The sequence below is a fragment of the Lacticaseibacillus hulanensis genome (genome assembly GCF_004010095.1).
GTDB lineage: Bacteria > Bacillota > Bacilli > Lactobacillales > Lactobacillaceae > Lacticaseibacillus > Lacticaseibacillus hulanensis.
Map to the genome: position 1 here is coordinate 15,909 of NZ_RRYD01000025.1, position 21,076 is coordinate 36,984.

26 protein-coding genes are annotated in these 21,076 nt (G+C 51.0%); 24 read left to right on the plus strand and 2 right to left on the minus strand.

Annotation, left to right across the window (positions count from 1 at the left end; all coding sequences use genetic code 11):
- The first annotated feature begins 55 nt into the window (after nucleotides 1–55).
- The 24 genes from EKN00_RS07290 to EKN00_RS07400 all read left to right on the plus strand — a co-directional run bounded on the left by EKN00_RS07290 (nucleotide 56) and on the right by EKN00_RS07400 (nucleotide 19,271).
- Entirely contained in the window at nucleotides 56–247 is a 192-nt protein-coding gene (locus EKN00_RS07290; RefSeq protein ID WP_127849476.1) for a hypothetical protein, read from the plus strand.
- On the plus strand, nucleotides 244–1,347 hold the full coding sequence (locus EKN00_RS07295) for a phage portal protein (protein WP_127849477.1): 1,104 nt from the start codon (nucleotides 244–246) through the stop codon (nucleotides 1,345–1,347). Before EKN00_RS07290 ends, EKN00_RS07295 begins: the two co-directional genes overlap by 4 nt.
- A complete protein-coding gene (locus tag EKN00_RS07300; RefSeq protein ID WP_127849478.1) occupies nucleotides 1,347–3,056 on the plus strand; it encodes a phage major capsid protein in 1,710 nt (569 codons plus the stop codon). The genes EKN00_RS07295 and EKN00_RS07300 overlap by 1 nt, the downstream gene beginning before the upstream one ends.
- 89 nt (nucleotides 3,057–3,145) lie before the next feature.
- Complete coding sequence (locus EKN00_RS07305; protein ID WP_127849479.1) at nucleotides 3,146–3,427, plus strand: hypothetical protein; 282 nt, start codon at nucleotides 3,146–3,148, stop codon at nucleotides 3,425–3,427.
- Nucleotides 3,428–3,492: 65 nt separating this feature from the next.
- The gene (locus tag EKN00_RS07310; protein ID WP_206611271.1) at nucleotides 3,493–3,816 is read left to right on the plus strand and encodes a head-tail connector protein; all 324 of its coding nucleotides are present in this window, start codon (nucleotides 3,493–3,495) and stop codon (nucleotides 3,814–3,816) included.
- Nucleotides 3,773–4,135 carry a phage head closure protein gene (locus tag EKN00_RS07315; protein ID WP_127849480.1) on the plus strand — a complete coding sequence of 121 codons (363 nt, stop codon included), beginning with the start codon at nucleotides 3,773–3,775 and terminating at the stop codon, nucleotides 4,133–4,135. The genes EKN00_RS07310 and EKN00_RS07315 overlap by 44 nt, the downstream gene beginning before the upstream one ends.
- On the plus strand, nucleotides 4,122–4,520 hold the full coding sequence (locus EKN00_RS07320) for an HK97 gp10 family phage protein (RefSeq protein WP_127849481.1): 399 nt from the start codon (nucleotides 4,122–4,124) through the stop codon (nucleotides 4,518–4,520). The genes EKN00_RS07315 and EKN00_RS07320 overlap by 14 nt, the downstream gene beginning before the upstream one ends.
- A 4-nt stretch (nucleotides 4,521–4,524) precedes the next feature.
- Nucleotides 4,525–4,914, plus strand: a complete 390-nt coding sequence (locus tag EKN00_RS07325; protein ID WP_127849482.1) for a DUF806 family protein — start codon at nucleotides 4,525–4,527, stop codon at nucleotides 4,912–4,914.
- A 3-nt stretch (nucleotides 4,915–4,917) separates the two neighbouring features.
- Nucleotides 4,918–5,586: a phage tail protein gene (locus EKN00_RS07330; protein ID WP_127849483.1), complete on the plus strand. Its 669-nt coding sequence runs from the start codon at nucleotides 4,918–4,920 to the stop codon at nucleotides 5,584–5,586.
- 3 nt (nucleotides 5,587–5,589) lie between these two features.
- Entirely contained in the window at nucleotides 5,590–5,913 is a 324-nt protein-coding gene (locus EKN00_RS07335) for a phage tail tube assembly chaperone (protein WP_127849484.1), read from the plus strand.
- Nucleotides 5,914–5,971: 58 nt separating this feature from the next.
- The gene (locus EKN00_RS10850) at nucleotides 5,972–6,121 is read left to right on the plus strand and encodes a hypothetical protein (RefSeq protein ID WP_164848069.1); all 150 of its coding nucleotides are present in this window, start codon (nucleotides 5,972–5,974) and stop codon (nucleotides 6,119–6,121) included.
- Between the two features lie 72 nt (nucleotides 6,122–6,193).
- Nucleotides 6,194–10,381, plus strand: coding sequence for a phage tail tape measure protein (locus EKN00_RS07340; protein WP_127849485.1), 4,188 nt, complete (start codon nucleotides 6,194–6,196; stop codon nucleotides 10,379–10,381).
- Nucleotides 10,365–11,093 carry a phage tail family protein gene (locus EKN00_RS07345; RefSeq protein ID WP_127849486.1) on the plus strand — a complete coding sequence of 243 codons (729 nt, stop codon included), beginning with the start codon at nucleotides 10,365–10,367 and terminating at the stop codon, nucleotides 11,091–11,093. Before EKN00_RS07340 ends, EKN00_RS07345 begins: the two co-directional genes overlap by 17 nt.
- Nucleotides 11,093–13,003, plus strand: a complete 1,911-nt coding sequence (locus tag EKN00_RS07350; RefSeq protein ID WP_127849487.1) for a phage tail spike protein — start codon at nucleotides 11,093–11,095, stop codon at nucleotides 13,001–13,003. Before EKN00_RS07345 ends, EKN00_RS07350 begins: the two co-directional genes overlap by 1 nt.
- Nucleotides 13,004–13,014: 11 nt before the next feature.
- Complete coding sequence (locus tag EKN00_RS07355) at nucleotides 13,015–13,989, plus strand: hypothetical protein (protein WP_127849488.1); 975 nt, start codon at nucleotides 13,015–13,017, stop codon at nucleotides 13,987–13,989.
- Between the two features lie 16 nt (nucleotides 13,990–14,005).
- The gene (locus tag EKN00_RS07360; RefSeq protein WP_127849489.1) at nucleotides 14,006–14,521 is read left to right on the plus strand and encodes an Ig-like domain-containing protein; all 516 of its coding nucleotides are present in this window, start codon (nucleotides 14,006–14,008) and stop codon (nucleotides 14,519–14,521) included.
- Between the two features lie 13 nt (nucleotides 14,522–14,534).
- The gene (locus EKN00_RS07365; protein WP_127849490.1) at nucleotides 14,535–14,987 is read left to right on the plus strand and encodes a fibronectin type III domain-containing protein; all 453 of its coding nucleotides are present in this window, start codon (nucleotides 14,535–14,537) and stop codon (nucleotides 14,985–14,987) included.
- A gap of 18 nt (nucleotides 14,988–15,005) precedes the next feature.
- Nucleotides 15,006–15,440: a hypothetical protein gene (locus EKN00_RS07370; protein WP_127849491.1), complete on the plus strand. Its 435-nt coding sequence runs from the start codon at nucleotides 15,006–15,008 to the stop codon at nucleotides 15,438–15,440.
- A 168-nt stretch (nucleotides 15,441–15,608) separates the two neighbouring features.
- Nucleotides 15,609–16,064 (plus strand): hypothetical protein, encoded by a 456-nt coding sequence (locus EKN00_RS07375; RefSeq protein ID WP_127849492.1) that lies wholly within the window; start codon nucleotides 15,609–15,611, stop codon nucleotides 16,062–16,064.
- A gap of 154 nt (nucleotides 16,065–16,218) precedes the next feature.
- The gene (locus EKN00_RS07380; protein WP_127849493.1) at nucleotides 16,219–16,665 is read left to right on the plus strand and encodes a hypothetical protein; all 447 of its coding nucleotides are present in this window, start codon (nucleotides 16,219–16,221) and stop codon (nucleotides 16,663–16,665) included.
- A gap of 36 nt (nucleotides 16,666–16,701) precedes the next feature.
- Nucleotides 16,702–16,992, plus strand: coding sequence for a hypothetical protein (locus EKN00_RS07385; RefSeq protein WP_127849494.1), 291 nt, complete (start codon nucleotides 16,702–16,704; stop codon nucleotides 16,990–16,992).
- Between the two features lie 2 nt (nucleotides 16,993–16,994).
- The gene (locus tag EKN00_RS07390; protein ID WP_127849495.1) at nucleotides 16,995–17,417 is read left to right on the plus strand and encodes a hypothetical protein; all 423 of its coding nucleotides are present in this window, start codon (nucleotides 16,995–16,997) and stop codon (nucleotides 17,415–17,417) included.
- Nucleotides 17,404–18,585 (plus strand): LysM peptidoglycan-binding domain-containing protein, encoded by a 1,182-nt coding sequence (locus EKN00_RS07395; protein ID WP_127849496.1) that lies wholly within the window; start codon nucleotides 17,404–17,406, stop codon nucleotides 18,583–18,585. Before EKN00_RS07390 ends, EKN00_RS07395 begins: the two co-directional genes overlap by 14 nt.
- A gap of 473 nt (nucleotides 18,586–19,058) precedes the next feature.
- A complete protein-coding gene (locus EKN00_RS07400; protein WP_127849497.1) occupies nucleotides 19,059–19,271 on the plus strand; it encodes a helix-turn-helix domain-containing protein in 213 nt (70 codons plus the stop codon).
- 230 nt (nucleotides 19,272–19,501) lie between these two features.
- Here EKN00_RS07400 and EKN00_RS07405 read toward each other — a convergent pair whose 3' ends face one another.
- Together EKN00_RS07405 and EKN00_RS07410 are read right to left on the minus strand one after the other, a co-directional pair.
- A complete protein-coding gene (locus EKN00_RS07405; protein ID WP_127849498.1) occupies nucleotides 19,502–19,951 on the minus strand; it encodes a hypothetical protein in 450 nt (149 codons plus the stop codon).
- A gap of 119 nt (nucleotides 19,952–20,070) precedes the next feature.
- Complete coding sequence (locus EKN00_RS07410) at nucleotides 20,071–20,904, minus strand: hypothetical protein (RefSeq protein WP_127849499.1); 834 nt, start codon at nucleotides 20,902–20,904, stop codon at nucleotides 20,071–20,073.
- Nucleotides 20,905–21,076 lie beyond the last annotated feature (172 nt).

The following is a 21,076-nucleotide window of genomic DNA, read 5'->3' on the forward strand; positions in this document are numbered from 1 at the left end:
ATTCCGGCTCTAATGACGTTAGTGATGTGAGAACTCACGAAAGGGGGAAAATTAAGTGCAAAACAGATTAAGTGCGTTCCTAACCGGCATTTTTGCTAACGCCGGAATGATTCTGTTTCTGGCGGGAGCGGCGTCGCTCGTATACGCGGGTTTTATTGCCTCACGTACTTTGGGATACGCCGCTTTGGGGCTTGCGCTGATTGTGGTGGCTTACATTGTGACCCCAGAAATGGGGGCTAAGCGATGATTAACCCATTTCAGAAATTCAACACGCGAAGTCGGGTGTTACCGAGCGGTGGCGAGCCGTTTATCATCTCGAACGGAGTGATTACACCGAATCACATGGTTGACGCAACGTTTGCGTTACGAAACTCGGACGTGTTCGCGGTGGTTAATCTCATCGCTTCCGATGTGGCGGGTGCTCGTCGCTCGATTGCGCAGCCTTTTGACCAGGTAGTTGAGCAGCCAAACAATTTGATTAGTGGATTTAATTTTTGGCAATCGGTGGTGGCTCAAATGCTGTTGGCAGGTAATGCTTATGCAATCATCACAGCACGCAAACAAGGTGTACCCACGCGAATTGAATTAGCAGCAGTGTCTCAGGTAACAGTAACGCTAACTGATTATGCAAAAGATTTAACCTACGACGTCAATTGGACTGATGAACGTGGCATTAAACGTTACAAGTCGAAGGACGTACTGCACTTCAGACTGCTGGCCAGTGGACAAGACGACCAGCAACTAATTGGTATTAGTCCGTTGCAGTCACTCAATGGGCCATTAAACATGCAACAGTTCAGTAATGACCTGACGCTGGCGACACTAAAGCACGCAATTAACCCATCTGTCACTCTTACCGTGCCACAAGGTGAACTTGATAAGGACGCCAAAGAGAATATTCGAACCGCGTTTGAAGAGCAGACTAGCGGGGAGAACGCTGGGCGGGCAATCGTATTAGACCAAGGCCTATCAATGAGCACAATTCAGATTAATTCTGATGTGGCAAAGTTTCTCAACACAATGGACTTTGGACGTACCGCAATCGCCGAAGCGTTCGGCGTGCCGGATAGTTACCTGAACGGTCAAGGTGACCAGCAGTCAAGCCTGAACATGGTGAAAAGCCTTTACGCTAACGCGCTACGACGTTACGTTAAGCCGATTGAGTCAGAAGTTCAGGCTAAGTTCGGTGTTCCGTTCAACATTGACGAAAGTAGTTCAGTTGATGCAACGAATGCCGATTTTGTGGAAATGGTGACAAAGCTCGCAGGCGTTGGCACTAAAGGCGCGACGCCAATTATTTCGGCACAAGAAGCACATCAAATGCTGATGAATAGGGGGATATTGTGATGGACAATTCAAAGATTAACGTGCGGACGATTCCCACAGGGGTGCACATCCGCGATGCAACTAGCGATGAAGGCGAGACACCGGGGATGCAGATTGAAGGCTATGCCGCTCTTTTCGGGGAAGCATCGCGACCGATGCCATTTTATGAAGTAATTGAACCCGGTGCCTTAGATGGTATAGATCTTAGCGACGTGCAGCTGCTATTCGGACATGACTTTAACAACATTTTGGCGCGAGCAGACTCTGGAACGTTGACCGTGAAGGTTGATGACAAGGGTCTGTTTTTCGTTGCTACGCTGCCCGACACTCAGCTGGGACGTGACACTTACACGAACATTAAGAATGGGAATGTTAAGGGATGTTCATTCCGATACACTGACGCCGATGGTGGTGTTGGCTGGGGCGAGGATGATGACGGCAACACAGTCCGCCACGTCTATCAGATTGCTGATGTGTTCGAACTGAGTCTTACCAGCCTGCCGTCATACGATGAAACCTCTGTGGCGGTGAAACGATCCTATGACGATTACCTGAAGGGAGAAAAAGACGTGAAGGACGACCAGACTGAAGAAAAGAATACGGATGACGCTCAGTCAACCGGTTCTGATTCAGAAACCGATAAGAACAAGAAAAAGGATGAACAAGCATCAGCTGAAGACGACTCAGCTGCTAGTGAAGATGAATCGCAGCAGTCAAACGACAACGGCGACGACACACAGCAAGTCGATGACGGCGATGCAACTGATGACACGGAAGAAACCGGCGAGGACGTCCCGCTGGACCAAAAGAAGGGAGAAAAGAAGAAAATGAGCAAGAACTTGACCGAAAACGCCGCTGCCAATGCGGAAGTGCGGAGCTTTGAACAGTACGTTAAGTCTCACGGCCATGCGCGTGATGGCGTTCGGATGATTGATAACGAGGCCGTGATTCCAAAGCAGATCATGACCGCTGTCGAAGAGGCGCCAGACCCCAACGACCTGTATCAGCATGTTAACCGCAAGATTGTTAACACGCCATCTGGTACGCTACCTGTGATTCCACGGGCTGGTGCGGGTCTGACCACCAAGGAAGAACTCGCTGAAAACCCAGAACTGGCATTTCAGTACAAGAGTGTTGACTACAAGGTGATTAGCCGTGCAGGGGTGCTGCCAATCAGTCAGGAAATGATTGATGACGACCCTAACAGCATTGCCTCAACCGTAAGTGAGTTCATTAACCAGTCAACACGACTGACGGAACAGCGCCTGATCGGTGCTGCACTTCTAAAGTTCAAGCGTAATAAGACAATTGCCTCCGCTGATGACCTGAAGACTGCCGTCAACGTTGACATTAAGGCCGGTTACAAGACCGCATTCGTTCTTTCACAGTCCGCGTACAACATTGTTGACCTTTGGAAAGACAACGAAGGCCGGTACCTGCTTCAGCCATCCATCACTTCCGCAAGCGGCCAGACGCTGCTTGGTAAGCCGGTGTACTTTGTCGAAGATGAAATTCTTCAGGCTGGTACTACCGACACACCTGACACGGCCATTCGTGGCTGGGTTGGTGACCTGAAGGCTGGTGTGCTTGATGCGGTACGCAAGGAGACCACCGTTAAGTGGACCGACAACGACATTTGGGGTGAAAAGCTCAGTGCTTATCTTCGCAGTGATGTGGTGGTTGCGATTGACGAAGCTGGTGAACTTTTGAATTTCTCCCCAAAAGCGTAACGCCTGACACTGGCGCTGGTGATACCACCGGGGCTGATGATTCAGGCGAGACTACGCCACCTGCTGCAACTACCGCAACGGGGATTGTATTGAGTCAGAAGACTGCCACGGGCGCGGCAGGTACGGTTAAGACCGTCACCGTTACAACTGACCCAGCTGATGCAACGGACGCCTCAGCAGTCATTTCTGCCGTTACAGCGGCAAGTGACAATGAAGCAGTTGCTACGGTTGCACCACACGATGGGGGTGGCTTTGACGTCACGTTTGTCGCACCTGCCACTGATGGTGACGGTAAGGCAAACATCACGTTTACTAGTGGCAGCTTGACTGCCACGCTTGCAGTAACTGTGACGGCAGCAACTGCCGGGTAGCTAACAATTTAATCGCCTAGAAATGGACAATACCCGAGTCTGGGGGCGGTTGGAAGGAGGCCACTATGGCAATTGGCGCGCAAACAATGCTGGATGAGCTTAATCTCGACGATGACCAAGAGGCAATTGTAACTGACCTGATTGCGATGGCCGAGGTTACTATTCAGCGGTCAGTTAACCGACACGTGGAGCTGTCGAAGCTTTATACTGATCCGATTTTTTCACGTGCAGTGAAGACCTTGGTCACCCAGCTATATTTTGACCGTTCGCTTGAGGCTGGACTGAGCAAGGGAGTCCTGATGATGATTAATCAGTTGAAAGGTACTGATTTTGGGGGTGAGACTAGTGGCGAAACTACTAACGCCAGCGCAGATGACGCAGAAGGCTAAGTTTGGCTCATTGGTTAGTCTCGAAAATGCTCAGGGTGTGAACGTGCCGACCTTCAAGCCGGAGGTAACGCTGCATTTCGCCGCAATCAAGCGGAGCATGGCACAAAACTACCTGCTGACCGGTACCGATTTGGAACATACCCGCGTGATTGCAGTTAGACACAACGCCAAGATTAATGAAACGCAGCACGTTTATATTGATGGCGTTGACTACGATGTGGTAACCGTGTCGCCAGATGACGACACCGGTACTCTAATTCGATACGATTATGTGACATTACGGCAGTCTAAGGGGATGAAATCCGGTGCAATTGGATGAAGCTCTGGAACAGTGGCTGAAGGAGACCGAAAAAGCCGTTAAGCTGTCGGTCGCCGAACGAACAGTGATTACACAGGCGGGTGCCAAGGTGTTTCAGGCAAAGCTAGCTGAAGTGACACGTGCAAAGCATTACAACGACGATAACGGTGGGCAAACACATCTGGCGGAAAGCGTGATGAGCGCGCCAACCGATGTTGACGGCAACAAAGACGGCACATCAACCGTCTATTTCGGCAACAAGAAGGCGTATATCGCACGGTTTCTGAACGACGGTACAATTTACCGAAGCGGGGACCATTTCGTTGATAACGCGCGGCGTGAAGCCACAGCGGCCGCTCTTACCGCCGAGCACGCTGCATATTCGGCAATCATGAAAGCGAAGTGATTGAATGGTTGAACTTAATCCAGTTAAAGCAGCTAAGACGATGCTAACCGATGCTGACATTCAGCAATTAGATAGCATCTTCAGCAATAACGTGCCAAAAGAAAATGTGAACGACGTTGAACACACAACGGTTCGTATTTCTGAGGCGCGCAATGAGCCGGTGGAGTTCGGTAACAACAAATTCCACGCACTTGACCAGTCGGTTGAGTGTCAGATTTTTTGGGCAATTACCTTGAATGAGGACGTTGTTCCTGTCGAACTGACCGTCATGCGACTGTTTGAGCAAGCTGGGTGGACTATTCGCCGAGCTGAACCGCACACGATTGACCCCGACACGGGACAATTAACGAAAACATTTTATTTTGACAGATACATTCAGTTAAAGGAGGACTAACACATGGGTGTTGTTGGTTTAAGCATGGTACGGTTGGCGCTTGTTGACCCTACCACGCAGCAGATTATTGCCGGGGATGACGGACTGTCTGAAACCGGTATTTACGAGGTCGATTACAAAGACCAAGGTTCTACCACCGCGAACATTACCGGACTCGAAGGCTCAACAACGAAGATTTACGGTAACGACACGACGCAGGATACTTCAATTGGTGCAGCGGCGCCTTCCGTTGCATGGACCGCGAATAACCTGGCACTTGACGTGCGCAACAAGATTGCCGGACTGGTTTCAGACGGCAAGGGTGGCTGGGCGCCGACGGGAGTCAAGCCTCACGTTGCAATGCTGATTGAAACGCATGCGATTGACCATGTTCATAAGGTCTGGTACGGGTTCGGTAATGGGCAGGTTTCTTACGCAAGTCAGAACATTGGGACTGATAACGACAATCAGACCCGAGAAACCGACGACGCAACATACACCGCGCTTGCTACCAAGGCTATGGACAACCAGACCTACAAGATGTATTCAGACCTTGATGACAAGTTTGATGAGGCGGCGATGTATGCGACTGTTTTTGGCGGGTACAAGCTAGCTACTAAGGATGATTCCGGCGCAGCAAACACGAACACGCCTGCAAGTGATGACACTGCTGCATCAGGAAAGGAGGCGTAACACATGATCATTAAGTACAACGCAGAGGAATACAGCGTGACTGTGACGGCGGGTATGATGCGCGCCATGTTCCACATGCAGCTCACGCTAGCAAAGGCTGGGGACATGAAAGGTCTCAAGCCCGTTCAACAGATTCAGCGTGCAATGGATTTGGTTGACGAAGAAGTTGACCTAATGGGCGAAGTTCTCGGACTCAACACAGCCAAGGACAAGAAGGCACTACTGGCCTTGGAACCTGAAGCGCTGACTGATGCAATTTCATCCGTCATGCAGCAGCTGATGGGGGTTGACGAAGAAACCGCCGAGAAAAGCGAAGAACCTGCCTAAAGTTCCAGCGTGGCAGTTGGTCTTTATTCTCGAAAACAAGCTCGAAGACTTTGACCTAATGGCAAAAAGTTCTTTGACTCAGTTGCATTGGACGGTTGATGATTTCGACAAAACGGATTATTACCGGCTGATGCAGATTCTGGGAGCACGTGAGAAAGAAGACCGGCCGATTGACCCAGGGGCAGAGTTCCTGGCATTACATGGATAACAAAAAAAGGGATAGAAGACATACCAAAGTCTTCTATCCCTTTTTTTATTTGCGCGAAGGGAGATAAGAGACATGAGCGAAAAAATTAGCGCGGAGATGAGCACGGAGGTTGCCCTTGATACTCTGAAGGCGTCCAAGTCAATTAAGGACCTGACCGCAGTTGTGAAGAGTGCCACCAATGCTTGGAAGGCTCAGGAAGCCGTCATGAAGTCCCAGGGTGATTACCTGAAGGCGGCTGAAGCACGGTACAAGGGTTTGGGCACTGCCATTGAAAAGTCGCAGGACAAGATTGACTTGCTGAAGAAGAAACAGCAAGACGTCAACGTGACCACACAAGAAGGCGCAGCAGCCTACTTGCGGTATCAGAAACAGATTGACGACACAACTAAAAAAATGGCGTCGATGCAGGCACAGCAAACACGTGCTAAGCAATCCATCGACCTACAGAAGTCTGGGGTCATTGAACTCAACAAGCAGATTAAGACTGCGGGCGATTACTCGCGGTCTTACGTTGAACGTCTGACTGCTGAAGGCAAGGCTCAGCAAGCCAACGTTGCCAAGTACCAGGCAATGCGGTCTGAGTACCGTCAGCAGGGTGAGCTGTATCAGAAACAGGTTGGCCTGCTGAAGCAGATTGAAGCACAGTCTGGCAAGACTAGTGCCGAGTATCAGAAGCAGGCCACACGTGTGAACGAACTTGGTGCGAAAATGGCAAGTGCCAAGTCCGAAATGATGAAGATGGCGACCAGCAGTAATGTTACCAGCACCCGCATCGCCAAGATGGGGGATGCTGCTAACAAAGTTGGAAGTGTTGCGAAGTCTGCATTTTCCAAGCTGAAGGGCGGGCTGGTTGCTGTCGGTGCAGCAGCTGCTACTTCTACTGCCATGATCGTTTCTGGGGCAAAGCAGGCCAGCTCACTGCAAGCAAAGTACACTGAAACAACTAACTTGCTGGTTAACGGTGGTGAAAAGCAAGCTGAAGTAACCAAGAATATTGCTCAGATGCAGAAGGATGGGGCCGAGTACTCAATGAAGTACGGGAAGTCTCAGCAGTCAATTGCAGAAGGGTATGAAGACCTGGTTAAGCGTGGGTATTCATCCCAGCAGTCACTTGGTGCTATGGAAACCGAACTGCAAGCATCCGTGGCGTCTGGTGATAAGTTCGCCGATGTTGTTACCGTATCATCACAAGCGCTTGAATCATTTGGCCTCCGGGGCAAGACCACCGCTGAAATGACCAAGAACACGAAGATGGCGGTTAATGAACTCGCCTACGCTGCCGATGCCACTGCTTCAGGATTCAGTGACATGGGTGTGGGGATGAGCTACGTCGGTTCGACGGCTAAACAGTTGAATTATTCACTGGGTAGCACCGCGGCCGCAATGGGTGTGCTATCAAACAACGGTTTGGAAGCCGACAAAGCCGGTACTGGTTTACGTAAGGTGTTGAACTCCCTCACTGATCCCAACACTAAAGCGCTGAAACAGATAGGCTTAACCGCTAAGTCATTTCGTGATGCCAAGGGTAACTTGATCCCTCTAACTGACGCGATGGAACTACTGAACAAGCACACTGCAAAATTGAGTACCGGTGATAAGTCGGTAATTTTCAAAAGCTTGTTCGGGACTACTGGGATGGCAGCAGGTCAGATTTTGGCAAGCCAAGCCGACGAACTCGAAAAAATCACAAAAAAGACTGAAGAGGCCGGTAAGTCTGGTGATTATGTTCAAAAAATGGCGGATAAGAACAACAAGAGTGCCCAGCAGTCAATGGCACGGTTCAAACAGTCTGCCAACAACCTTGAAATTATGATGGCATCGAAGCTGTTGCCTGTGATGAGTGACGCAGCTGACGCGCTCACTAAGGGACTTGCCGACCCGAAGAACCAGAAGATGATGAAGAAGCTCGCTAGCTCGATTGGTGACGCAGCTGAAGGCGTGCTGAACTTTGCCAAGTATGCCATTGCGCACAAGGATGAAGTGAAGACGTTCGCCGAAATTATCGCCGGTATCTGGGCTGTCAACAAGGCCGCAACGTTCATCAAGAGCATTAAGGAAGTCGTTGGGCTACTCGGTGACGCTAAGACCGCCGCAGGTAAGTTCAGCGCCGTCAATTACCTATCAGGTGCGTCTGGCAAAACGGGCGGTCTTGCGGGTGTGGGTCAGTCACTGAAGTCCGCTGGTGGCTTTTCTGGGCTGACTACGGCCGGTAAAGTCGCCTCTGGTATATCTGTGGCCGGTATTGCTTTGGATGCTGGTACGGACATTTATAAGGCGTTCACAAGCAAGAACATGACCAAGAAATTTGAAGCCGCTGGGTCCGCAACTGGTAAAGCGGTGGGCGGTGGCATTGGCCTATTCTTTGGTGGCCCACTTGGTGCAGCCGTTGGTACCAAGATTGGCGGAATCATTGGCAAGTGGGGTGGCAAGGCCGCCAAAGGGTTCACGGACGGTTGGAACAAGGCCGGACGCGGGAAAAAGCCCGAGGGTTGGCTTGAAGGCATCGGTTGGAACGCCCGCAAGATGGGCGACAAGGTTGCTGATTGGTGGAAGTCAATGAGCAAGAAGACCAAGGCAGGTCAGGCGAAGGTTGATAAGGACCAAGCTGCCGCCAATAAACGCAATAAGAAGACCTGGAACTCATTTTGGGATGGTGTTGGCAAAGGCTGGACCAGCTTTTGGAGTACTACCGCCAAGAAGCAGAAAACTGCCCATTCCAGTTCGGAAAAACAGCAAGCCGCGAACAACAAGGCGATGAAAAAGGCCTGGAACTCGTTCTGGGGAGACACCAAGAAGGGATGGAGTTCATTCTGGGGCAAAGTCGGTGATTACGGTCACAGTGGTATGGACTCATTGCATGATTACATGGGCAAAATGTCCGATAAAATCAGCACCGCATGGGGCAAGTTCACGAAGAGCCTGGGTAAAAAGTTCAGTAGCATCTGGGATGGCATCAAGAGTGCCGCCAAGACGGGCATGAACGGTGTGATTGGTGTCATTAACGGTGCCATCAGCGCCATCAATGCTGTGTGGAAGTTCTTCAGTGGTCACAAGGCATTGAGCAAGCTCGACAAACTCGCCACCGGTGGCACGATTACCGCTCAGCAGAAGCTAGTCATGGTGAACGATGATGGCACATCTGACCCCCGCGAACTGATTGTGAAGCATGACGGCACTGTGGGTATGCTGCAAGGCGCGAACGTGCCGGTGATGCTGGAACAGGGCGATACTGTTATCCCATCTGGGCAGACCAAGAGCATCATGCAGGCGTCTGGCATCGAGCACTATGCACAAGGTGGTGTGATTGGTGGGGTGAAGTCATTCCTGGGCGGTGTTTGGGACAAGGCTACCGCCGTTGGCAAGTGGATTGCTCACCCACAGCAAGCAGTTAATGCAATGGTGCAGAAGGCCGTCAGTGGTCAGTCTGGCACCTTCAGCAAGCTTGGTGCGGACGCAATGGAGAAACTTGCCGGGAACATTGCAGATTGGTTCAAGGGCAAGCTGAAGAAGATTGAGAAGGAACTAGATTCCTTCAGCGGATCATACTCAGCCAAGATGATTGAGAAAGCCGCCGACAAGATGAACGTTAAGCTCACCGCGTCTAGTCTGAAGACGATTCAGCATCGAGTGCAGAAAGAGTCTGGTGGGAACGAAAAAATTACACAGCAAATTAGTGATATTAACTCGCGTGCAGGTCACCCTGCTCAGGGTCTGTTGCAATATATCCCATCCACGTTTGCGTCATGGGCAGTCAAGGGACACAAGAACATTCTGAGTGGGTACGACCAACTGCTGGCGATGTTCAATGACTCTAATTGGCTGAAGGACATTAGCGCGCCAGGTGGTTGGGGGCCAACCGGTCACAAGCGATTTGCTAACGGCGGTCTGATTGCTGGTGCAACTAAGGCGCTCATAGGCGAAGACGGCCCCGAGGCAGTAATCCCATTGTCTGCTGCTAAGAGCAGTCGCGCATGGCAGTTGCTGGGGCAGGTTGTTCGCATCATCAACGGAAATGGACAAAATTCCGGCTCTAATGACGTTAGTGATAGCGACGGGACGGCCGACAAGATTGACACACTAATTGAGCTGGTGAAGCAGATGGGTGAGACGCAGGTTAAACTGCTGAAAATCATTGCTGATAAAAGCGCAGTTGTTGACGTGCGCGATTTGACTAAGGCACAGGCCCCGCTCACGGCAACCAAGAACCTAGAACGACAGAAATTATCAGGAAGGGGGTTAGCAATTGAGACCCGTAACTAGCTACGGTGTCACTTTTAACGGCAAGCATTCATCAACGTTCGGCGCGTACGTCGCGGATACGAAGATTGTGGGGATGCCTGCCAAGAACAAGGTGACCGTATTACCGCCCGGCTCGAACCGGGTCATTGATTTGTCTGCCCTGTATGGGCAAACGTATGCTGAGCGAACGCTTCAGATGACGTTTGTCCTGACTGATACTGACACATGGACGAAAGAGGTGATGTACCGTGGATGGACCAAACTAATTAACTGGTTGATGGGACCGGTTGGGAAAGTGCCGCTCATTGATGACATCATGAGCGATTACTACTATCTAGCCGAGGTGCAAGAAGCACCTAGTTTGGCGGAGGCAATGGCGAGCGGTCAGTTAACCGTCACATTCACTTGCTACCCATTCCGAATTAAGCGCACCGCTGAGTTCGATGACATTTGGGATACATTTGATTTTGATGACGACATTGCCCAGATAACCAAGTACGTAATTGGCACTAACGGGCAGGGCACGCTGATCAACACTGGACTTGCTGAGGTGCCACTCACGATTGAGTGCACTAAGGCCTTGACTCTTACCCTGAATGAGGAAGATTACAGCCTTGACCAAGGTAGCAATACTGGCACTGAACTGGTGCTGGTACCCGGTGACAATCAGATAAGCATTAGTGGGGATGCTGGGGCAACCGCGACGTTTGAATGGCATAGGGAGGTGATTTGATGTACCAGGTATTTATTCGCCAGGGCTGGAACGGCGAAGAGACGCTTATTCACAGCGCACATGTTAACGAGTTGAAGTTAATCAGCCCACAAATAACGTATGATGTGACGGCGTTCCCTGCATTCACTTTCAGCATTTACCCTGACAATCCCGGGTACTCAATGCTGAACTATCTAACGACGTTCGTGCGGGTTTACAAGCCCAGCAAGCACCGGAACGTGTTTGAAGGGCGTGTACTGTTGCCAACTGAAACGCTGGATACTTCCGGAGATTTACACAAAGAGGTCACTTGCGAACAGCTTGGGGCTTTTTTGCATGATTCAGTGCAGCCGTTCCAAAAGTTTGCCGGTCAAACGCGTGCCCAGATTCTTCAATCATTGATTACAGCACACAACACGCAGGTGGATAGCTACAAGCAGTTGAAGCTAGGCAATGTGAGCCTGGGCACTGCCAAGGTAGCCGACACTTACACGGACGATTCAGCAACAACTTACGACAACATAAGTACGCTGATTTTAGCAAGCGGCTTTGAGTTGGCGGTTCGCCATGAATCAGACGGTTTGTATGTGGATTGCGCCAAGTCAATCGGTGGTACTGGTATTCAGCAGATACGTCTGAAGGGCAACCTGCTGAGCGCCACACGCTCAATTGACCCGTCCGCACTCATCACGGTGCTGAAGCCACTGGGTCAGGCGGCAGAGTCCGCCGACACGAACACGGATGAAAGCACCGCACGGTTAACGATTGCTTCAGCAAACGGTGGGAGCCCTTATCTGAAGGACGCTGACATGGTTGCCCAATTCGGCACGATTGTTGGCACCAACGAGTGGGATGACGTTACTGATGCCAAGACGTTGCTGACTACGGGGCAAGCATATCTGAAGACGCTGAACACGGCGACGGTTTCAGTGCAGGTGTCAGCTGTTGACGTTTCGGTTCTAGGCGGAGACGTCGATGAGCTACTTTGCGGGTACTCGTATCCGACGAAGGTGCCAGTAATGGGTATTGATGAATCATTGCGCATCACTCAGCAGACACTCGACTTGAACGATGCAACCGCCGGAACAATCACGCTTGGTGATCGAGTTGTTGGGCAGGAAAGCTATAACGCCGTACTGACCAATGCACTCGCAGGTCTGAAAAAGTTCAACAAGCAGTTAATCGCTGACCGTGTGCGGACAACCGCCGCGTTGACCGCTGCTAACAATGCTGTGACCCAGTTGGCCGCATTAAGCAAAAAGGTTGATGCACTTACGACTGCCAGTGATGACGGCGTGCAGTATGACCCGACCGGTTACATTCTGGACGTCTCGAAGTATCAGGCTGACATAAACTGGCCGACGCTGGTGAGCGCAGGCCTGGCGATAGCAGTCATTCGGATTCAGGACGGGTCAAGCGTTGCTGATACGTATTACAAGACCAACATTCAAGGTGCGATTGATGCCGGTGCCAATTATGGTGTCTACGCATTTTTCCGTGCAGTGTCTGAAACGGATGCTGAAACGGAGGCGGGTGACTTCTATACGCGGGTGCAGTCCGTTGTTGGGAGTCAGCGCCAGCCACGGCTATGGATGATTGATGTTGAGACCAACCCAGTGACTGAAGGGACGCTGAAGGCGGCACTGACGTCCTACATGGACCAACTCAATGTATTAGGAGTTCCGGATTCGCGAATTGTTGTGTACGTTTCGACGTCGCTGTATTCGTCAATTAACACGATACGGCCCGCCGCATTATGGGTACCTCGTTACGGCACCAATGATGGCACAGTGAGTGGCTCGACCAAACCAGATGTTGCTTACGACCTATGGCAATACACATCTGTTGGTACCGTTCCTGGCATTAGCGGGGATGTTGATATGAGCACCGACCCAAGTACGAAGTTCAAGGTATTCCTCACGAAAGGATAGGGGGTGAAAATTTGGCAGTAAAATACGAAGATTCCTCACCAATTCCAGATGAGGTAACGCCGACACGTGACAATATCGACCAGCTTGCCGACACCGTGGCGACTTGGTTGCGCACGAAGATGTATGGTGTTGATGTTCGTGAAGCATTGGCACGGTGGGTTGAATATACACAGGCCATTATGACCCTGTATGACGGGGACATTAGTGCATTTGAAGGCGACGTAAAAACCCTCATGGGCAACGTCACACTACGCCAAGGGGACGTAGAGGTTCGACAGACGACGCTCGAAAGCCAGTTTTTGAATGTCGTTGCGCACGCGACCACCGACAGTGAGCTAATCCTCGCGCGTGACTCGTCCCTGTATGGGGCATTTCGCACGCTGGGGCTACGGCTCGACAATATCGAGCGCATCCTCGGTAGCGCTGTGCCTAGTGGCTTTACGGTCACAATCAAGCATGGACTGGGTCGCAATCCGACGGTAACCGCCGTTTATTACGAGTGGTCACTGGGGATGGAACCCGCGGGGCTTGGTACTGGGCCGGATGGAAGTTTTGGTGGTACTGGCACGACAACCTTGCAGGCTACCGTGTCGTATCCTGACGCCAATACGGTGCAGATTGAGCTACCTGCTGCGTTTGCTTTGTCGGGTGACGTGTACTACCAGTCGGCAGACAAACGCTGGTACATCATCGACGGCTACAAGGTGTTGCGGTTTGACCTCGGTCTGACAACGCAGGACAACCCTGACACTAGTGGCGGGTCGACTAGCGGTGTGCCTGACACTGGGACGACCGTCCCTGATGATGGTGGCACCACGACCGACCCGGGCACTGACACGGGTGGCGACACCGATACAGGTGGTAGCACAACCAATCCAGACACTGGGGGCACGACCGACCCAACCGACGAAGTGCCCGCGACCCCGACGAATTTGACAGCAATCCAGCTCGACGCCACCACTGAACGGCTCGACTGGGACGACTAGAAAGGACAATAAATTAATGAATTATTACATCTATCAGAGTACGAAGTCAGATGGTTCCGACGCGGCTAAAGTCGCCACGGTAACCGACAAGCTTACGTACACGATTACCGGACTCAAGCCAAACACGACATATTACTTTCAGGTTTCGGCATACAACGGCCTCCGCGAATCCGCGAAGTCAACGCTACTGACCGTCGCAACCTCCGCTATTCCTGTGACCGGCATCACTCTGTCGATTGACAAGACCGCGCTCGAGGTTGGTGGTAAGGGTGCGCTCACTGTAACGGTGACGCCTACCGACCAGACTTCTGGTTCACCTAAGCTGACCTCTAGCGACACCGACGTTGCTACCGTGTCTGGTTCTACTGTGACCGCCGTGGCGCCGGGCACTACCAAGATTACGGCAGCCATTGGCGAGGTATCCTCGACGGCTATCACTGTGACGGTTTACGAGGCACTCAAGACGATTGCAACTCTGACCAAGGGCACTGTAACCACCACGTCAGTGATTCTCAATTGGACTACCGCCTAGGAGGTGACTCCACATGCAGTATCTCATCTATAACGGTACGATGCTGCTCACCACAGTCACCAATGTACTCACGTACACAGCAAGCGGCTTGACGCCACTCACCTCTTACACCTTTGGCGTATCTGTGTGGAATGGCGTGAGGGAGTCAGCCAAGGTCACACTCGCCGTTAAGACGCGCGGTATCCAGCTGACGATTCCCAAGACGCTGACTGTGGGGGCATCCGTCACATTGCGGCGTTTGGACTACTCGCTCGGGCTTGTGCCAATTGGCACGGAACCGGCCGGAGCATTCGGTGGGACAAACGCCTCAACGCTGACGGCGACAGTAAAGAGTAACAGTGGCGGCAGTAGTGTCGTCGAGCTGACAACCGCAGACACAACGTTTGCGGACGGAACAAAACTAACCTTGCAACCGGACGGCACTTATGCTGCGTTCAACGGGTACAAGGCTGTTTACTACTCATAACAGATAGGAGCGAGTGAGATGGCAGATCTAACTCTCAAGACAATCACCAAGGGCATGGAGGACGGGCCGGAAGATATTCAGGCCAACTTCCAAGCTCTTGCTGATGAACACAAGGAACAAATCGCGTTGGCCGCTGATATTACGGCACTCAACGGTTACAAGATTTCAGATGGTTATATTCGTCGCGTGGGTAACCGTGTAACGGGATCATTTAGTGTCACCAACACAGGCGGCACGACCGCACTGCGTTATAAGGATATTCTCACGCTACCAACATGGGCAACGCCAAAGAGCACTGCCTTTGCCACTATGACGTGGGATAACAACCACATCCTGTCGCCTTTCAACCTACTCATCAAGCCAACCGGCACGATTTATGCCGGTGGTATTGGGGATAATGCTACGGTAGTGCAAGGCTCGGGATGGTTTGATTTCGACTATTTTGTTGACTAAGAAAGGGTAGATAACATGCTGATTAAAAAGCACCCCGAAATTTTCGGGGGGGGGGCATTTAAGCTGTAACACCGGCTTTTTCGCTCCTAAAAATAACAATTACCCGCCTTAGCTGGTGGCCTACTGCCATCTGCTACCGGTTACGCGCGGGGCATCGGAGGCAGAACGATGAGCATTACATTGACGCCCATTACTAAGGGCATGGAAAACGGGCCTGAAAAAATCATGGCCAACCTAAACACACTACTAGCAGCGATTCCAGACGACTCTGGATGGGTTGATGCTAGTAGTAACGTGGCCGCACCGTTTACGGTTGCTAGTGGCTTTTACTGTAAGTATCGCCGCATTGGCTCAATTGTGTTGCTACAAGGGGTGCTAACCCCAACAAGAGATGTTGCTGCTAATAACAACGCACAGCATCTGATTGAAAACCTGCCATTCAGTTTAGCTGGACAGCAGTCACATGAACAGCCGGGGACTAATGGCGGTTTCTGGGTGCTCGCAACCGGTGGTAACGCATTTACATTTAGCCGGTATATGTACGCTAAGGCTGACCTAGTGCCGTCCGTATGCAAAGCGGGATACTCGCTTATGCTTGGCGGTGCTTTTGTAATTGATGAATAGAAAGGATGAATAACATGCTCAACAATAACAGCTACAAAATTTTCGGGGGGGGGTTAGACAGTGGTCTAACGCCTCTTTTTATAACGATTAGCGAGTAGGTGGGTCGATTCTGCCAGATTCACCCACTCGCACAAGCGAAAGGATGAATTGAATAATGACAGCATTGACCAAGATTTTTGTTGGCATGGAAAAGGGCGTTGAAGCCATCATGAGCAACTTTACGGAGCTCGATGGCCGGACGGCTGTGACGAGTGGGGTCATTGACTCCACGTCGCCGTTTGTGGATTACTCCACCAAGAAGGCCACGGGTGCGGTGCATTACACCAAAGTTGGCCCCATAGTTGAGCTGTCGGGTGTGGTTACAACCTCGACAACACTAACAGCGGGTTCAACTGGTACCATCTGCACGCTGCCTGCTAATCTTATTCCAAAGATTGGCAAGAACGCCGTAATGAGCGGGAGTTATGAAAATCATTGGCTATTGTCCGCGACATCGGACGGTAAGCTAACCATGGACCGCCACGGTGCGGGTGCGAAGACACTCGACTTTGCCAGTGGTGCATGGGCGCCGTTTACCCTGACTTACTCGGTGGACGACTAATGTTGAACGAATGAAATAGAAAGAGGGCGCGGGATTATGAGCGCGGGAGTGACATTTTTGGGAATGGGTCCCGGGGACTGGGTAGCAGTGTTCACACTGATTAGCCTAGGCGGTGGGGCGCTGTATCAGATGTTTAAGTTTGTGAATGAGATGCACGAAATGGTTGAGGAATTTAAGCAGATTCGCAAGCAGACCCAGCACACAACTTCAGTAGTGAACAACAATGCTGAAGTACTCACAAAACATGACGGTGAAATTCAGTCGGTATTCAATTCAATGGGTCTTAAACGTATACCGTCACGCATCACACACATCAAGGAGGATTAAGGATGATTGATAATCTTAATTTAGTTTCAGCCACGGAAGTCGCGATTATTGCAGCAGTGGTGGCGGCAGTAACTCAGGCGGTTAAGCAGACAAAATTGCCTAGTGCATACCTGCCATTCGTCGCCGCGGGAGTAGGTGTGATTGCGGGTATTGTGGCCGTTAAGGTGACTGGTGACACGGATTATCTGGCCGGAGCACTGGAAGGTTTGCTGACCGGGTTCGGTACGTCAGGAGTAGTTGATGCTGGTAAGTCTGTGACAACTGCCGTATCAACCAAAATTGCTGCAAATAAGCAGTCAGAAAGTGACGAAGAGACCGCCAAGATTAATGCGGCGGTTCAGGCGGCACTAGCTGCAACTCCACAGGTAACGAATGCGACCACCACGGATTCCACGAAGGGAGCAACACAAGATGAAGCGAAGTAGTAAGGCCGCGATGAGCATTCTTGCGGCTATTAGTTTGGCTGCACCGCTTGCAACTACCGCGCTAATCACTCCGCCCGCGCAAGTATTTGCAGCTAAGGGTGACCTCGGACCCGATTGGTCTAAGTACCAAGGGATGCAGGGACTGTTTGCACAGTCTAATGACAAGTTCGTTATTGCGCAGGTTGGTGGTACTTACGGTGGTTCCTACGTTGACCAAACAACGTATAAGACTCAAGTGGCTGCCGCGATTGCCGCTGGCAAGAGGGCACACTCATACATTTGGTTCCAGGTAGGGAGTAGCAAGGCGCTTGCCAAAGCAGCCCTTGATCGCTTCTTGCCGAAAATTCAAACGCCAAAGGGCTCAATTGTGGCGTTGGATTATGAAGCGGGGGCATCCAGTAGCGTAACTGGCAACACGAATGCACTGGTTTATGCACTTCAGCGTATTAAAGATGCTGGGTATCAGCCCGCTCTATACTCAGGTAAGGCTTACTTTGAAGACCACGTGAACATTGCGACAATTGAAAGTAAGTTCGGTAGCATTCTCTGGGTTGCCCGTTACCCCAGCTCCAAGGTGACGCTTAGCCCAAACTACAAGTATTTCCCGTCAATGATTGGCGTCGCAATGTGGCAGTTCACTAGCACCGCACTTGCTGGTGGGCTTGATTACTCGGTTGACATGACTGGCATCACTGATGCTGGGTATGGTAAAGCGAAGACGTCTAGCACAGGTAAGGTGACGGTCAAGCCTAAGACAAAGACCGCTGCGGTTAAGAGTGGGCTAACTGCCAACAAGGCAAAGAAGTCTGCTATTGCGACTGGTTACACCGTCAAGGTTAACTTTGGCACCAAAAAGTGGGCTAATGGCGCATCAATGCCTAACTGGGTGCCGGGCAAGACGTACAAAGTTCAGCAGATTAAGGGCGACCGCATACTGCTGGCCGGTATCCTAAGCTGGATTGACCGGAGCAATGTGGAAATCCTACAAACCGCAACACAAGCAAAACAAGTTGGTAAGGCCACCGTTGCCACATACACTGTCAAGCGTGGTGACACACTGTCTGTGATTGCAAGCAGGCATGGTACCACAACCGCGAAGCTGGTGAGCCTCAATCATATCGCCAACCCGAACGTGATTCGAGTAGGGCAAAACATTCGATACAAGTAGTGATATAGTCCTGTCAGCTCAAGGCTGATGGGGCTATTTTTTTGTAAAAAATGCAAAATAATAACTCTCCTTAGAGTTGACAATAACGCCAAGGAGAGTTATTATAATAGATGAAAGGAGGGCAAGAGATGAAGGACGCAGTTGATTGGTCCGAAGTATTCAAGAATGTTGCAGCAGGAATTGCAAGCCTGCTAACAGCCGGAGCGGCAATTAAGGCAGCATCCAAGAAGAAGGACAAGAAATAATCAGTAAAGCAACGGGTGGCAGCCCGTTGCTTTGCCGTACCTTCATCGGTTACTCTATGAACAAGAATATCATCTTATTTCTAGTGTCGCTAGTGACGGCGGTGTTTAACGTGTGGTCGCTAATTAATGTATTGCTCAGCATCGGGTCGCCAGTCATCTCTGGCATTGCTGACGTCTGCACGTTTGCTTTACTCATCACCGTTGTGTTTTGGATTCGAGGCGGGAAGAATGACAAAAATTAATCTGAATGATTCGGCCTTGATGTCTGCGACTGAAGCGGCAGAAATATGGGGGAAGAACCCAACCTATGTAAGAACCAGTTTACGACAGGCCCCGGAAAAATGGCCCGCAGGAAGCTGGCGATTGTTTGGCCGTCAGCTTGTTGTGACCGTTGAGGGGATGGAATCCGCCACTGGTGAGCCAGATCCCCGAAAAAAATAGCCTGCCAAAACGGCAAGCTACACAGCAATCACACTGTATTAATTTGTTTAGATATTTCGGTGACCACTCGGCGACCGGAACGCCAAAAGTACTGGGATTAGAGGCAGGTTTGTTGCCCCTCATCTCCATTTTAGGTACCCCGATTGAAGAGAAACGTTGACAATTCAACGTTTCTCTTTTTTGTTTATGCTGATTTAAGTCGATTTGGGCACCCTGACTGACTATTGTTACTACTCAGCTTCCATAATCAGCTGCGTCGTAAACGGTACTGTGTTCTCCGGGAACTGGGCGGCGAGGGTGCTGTCGGTGGTCAGGAGAACGACACTTACCCCCATGTTGCGTGCAGTGTTTTGGGCGACGGTCAGGAAATGTGTGGCTTCTGGGCCGCTCAGCTGGGTGAGGATGTCTGCGATGATTATGAGCTTTTTCTGCGCGAGTACACTGCGGAAAAACTCGACGACGAGACGCTGCAGCAGGTTCAAGTTGTCAGCGTTACTATTCAAAAAGTCGATGTCGTCCTTCAGTTCGGGCGGCAACACGGAGAAATCATGTTCCGGACCGTCGATGTAGATGTTAGCGCGGACGGAAAGGTAGGGAATGATGGCACTGGTTTTGCTGATGACCCCGGTCTGCGCGCGCAGGGGGGAAGTCAGAACCGTTTCCACATAAGTAGTGAACACCCTGTCACTATCCTGAACGCACATTAGGTGCAGACCAGAATTTTTTAATACTGGATTGAGTGTTCCGTCGTGCTTTGTCCTTTTTTTAAAGAGCAACTGACCGCTTCCTTTCGTGAATGTTAGAACGATTTGCGAATTGAGCGTGCCGAAATCAGCGTGGTGATGAACGACACGAAAAGGATAATGCAAGTGCCCAACATGAAAATGATGGTGAATCCGGAAATTGAAGGGGTAATCTTGCTGCTGCCGAAGTCGTGGCCAATCAGTAGGGAGCTCGACGTGAAGTCGGTGATGTGGTTGTGCAGCAGCTTTGCCAGTGACACTTCGATTGACGCCACCGACTTGTCCGCCGTGCTCGTGAGTGCGTGCAGAAAGACCGTTCGGTTGAGTTGTTCAATCAGTTTTAGAATCGGGCTGGTGAATAGCAGGAAGGGCATCGCCACGATGGAGAAAGTGACGCCAAAACTCGTGAGATATTCCAAGCTGTTCTGGGCGGCAATGCCACTGGACCGTCGCCCCATTAGCATTAGTGCCCTGGTTTCGCTGTGGTTGCCGCGCGCGAAGTTGATGATGATGGTCATGATGCAGATTGTAAATGCCGCAACGATAATCATGAAGGCAGTGCTGTAGAAGTTTGTTTGCCGCTGGTATATCTGGTTGATGTGTTTGGTGATTGCGCGCCTGGTGACCGGCGAGATGGTTTTGCCAGGCAGAGCCTTCGTCCCCATGTCGCCCTTACCACTAATCTGGCCAGTTTGACCTTGCGCTCTGGTTTCGGGCACAGTGAGCCTGAAAATGCGCGCGGTGAACGTCTTTTGCGCCTGATTTTCCAGCATGATGTTCGTCTGCAAAAAGAGCCCCAGCACCGTGAACAGGACCGTTACGATAATTATTTTGATGTGTAGCTTGCGGTGATAACGCAGGCCAAGAATTATTCGCTCAATGAACCGCATCACTGCCTCCGTTGCTTCGCGTAACTATCTCAATCTACTTGTTGTTACTAGTATATTCACAATTCGTGAACAAATTATGAAGATGAATGGCAAGTAGTGTGAATACCGGCGACCCGCTAAGCTGGCGGCATGGCGTCTACGCATGAATTATGCGCGCAATGGCGACCTGTAT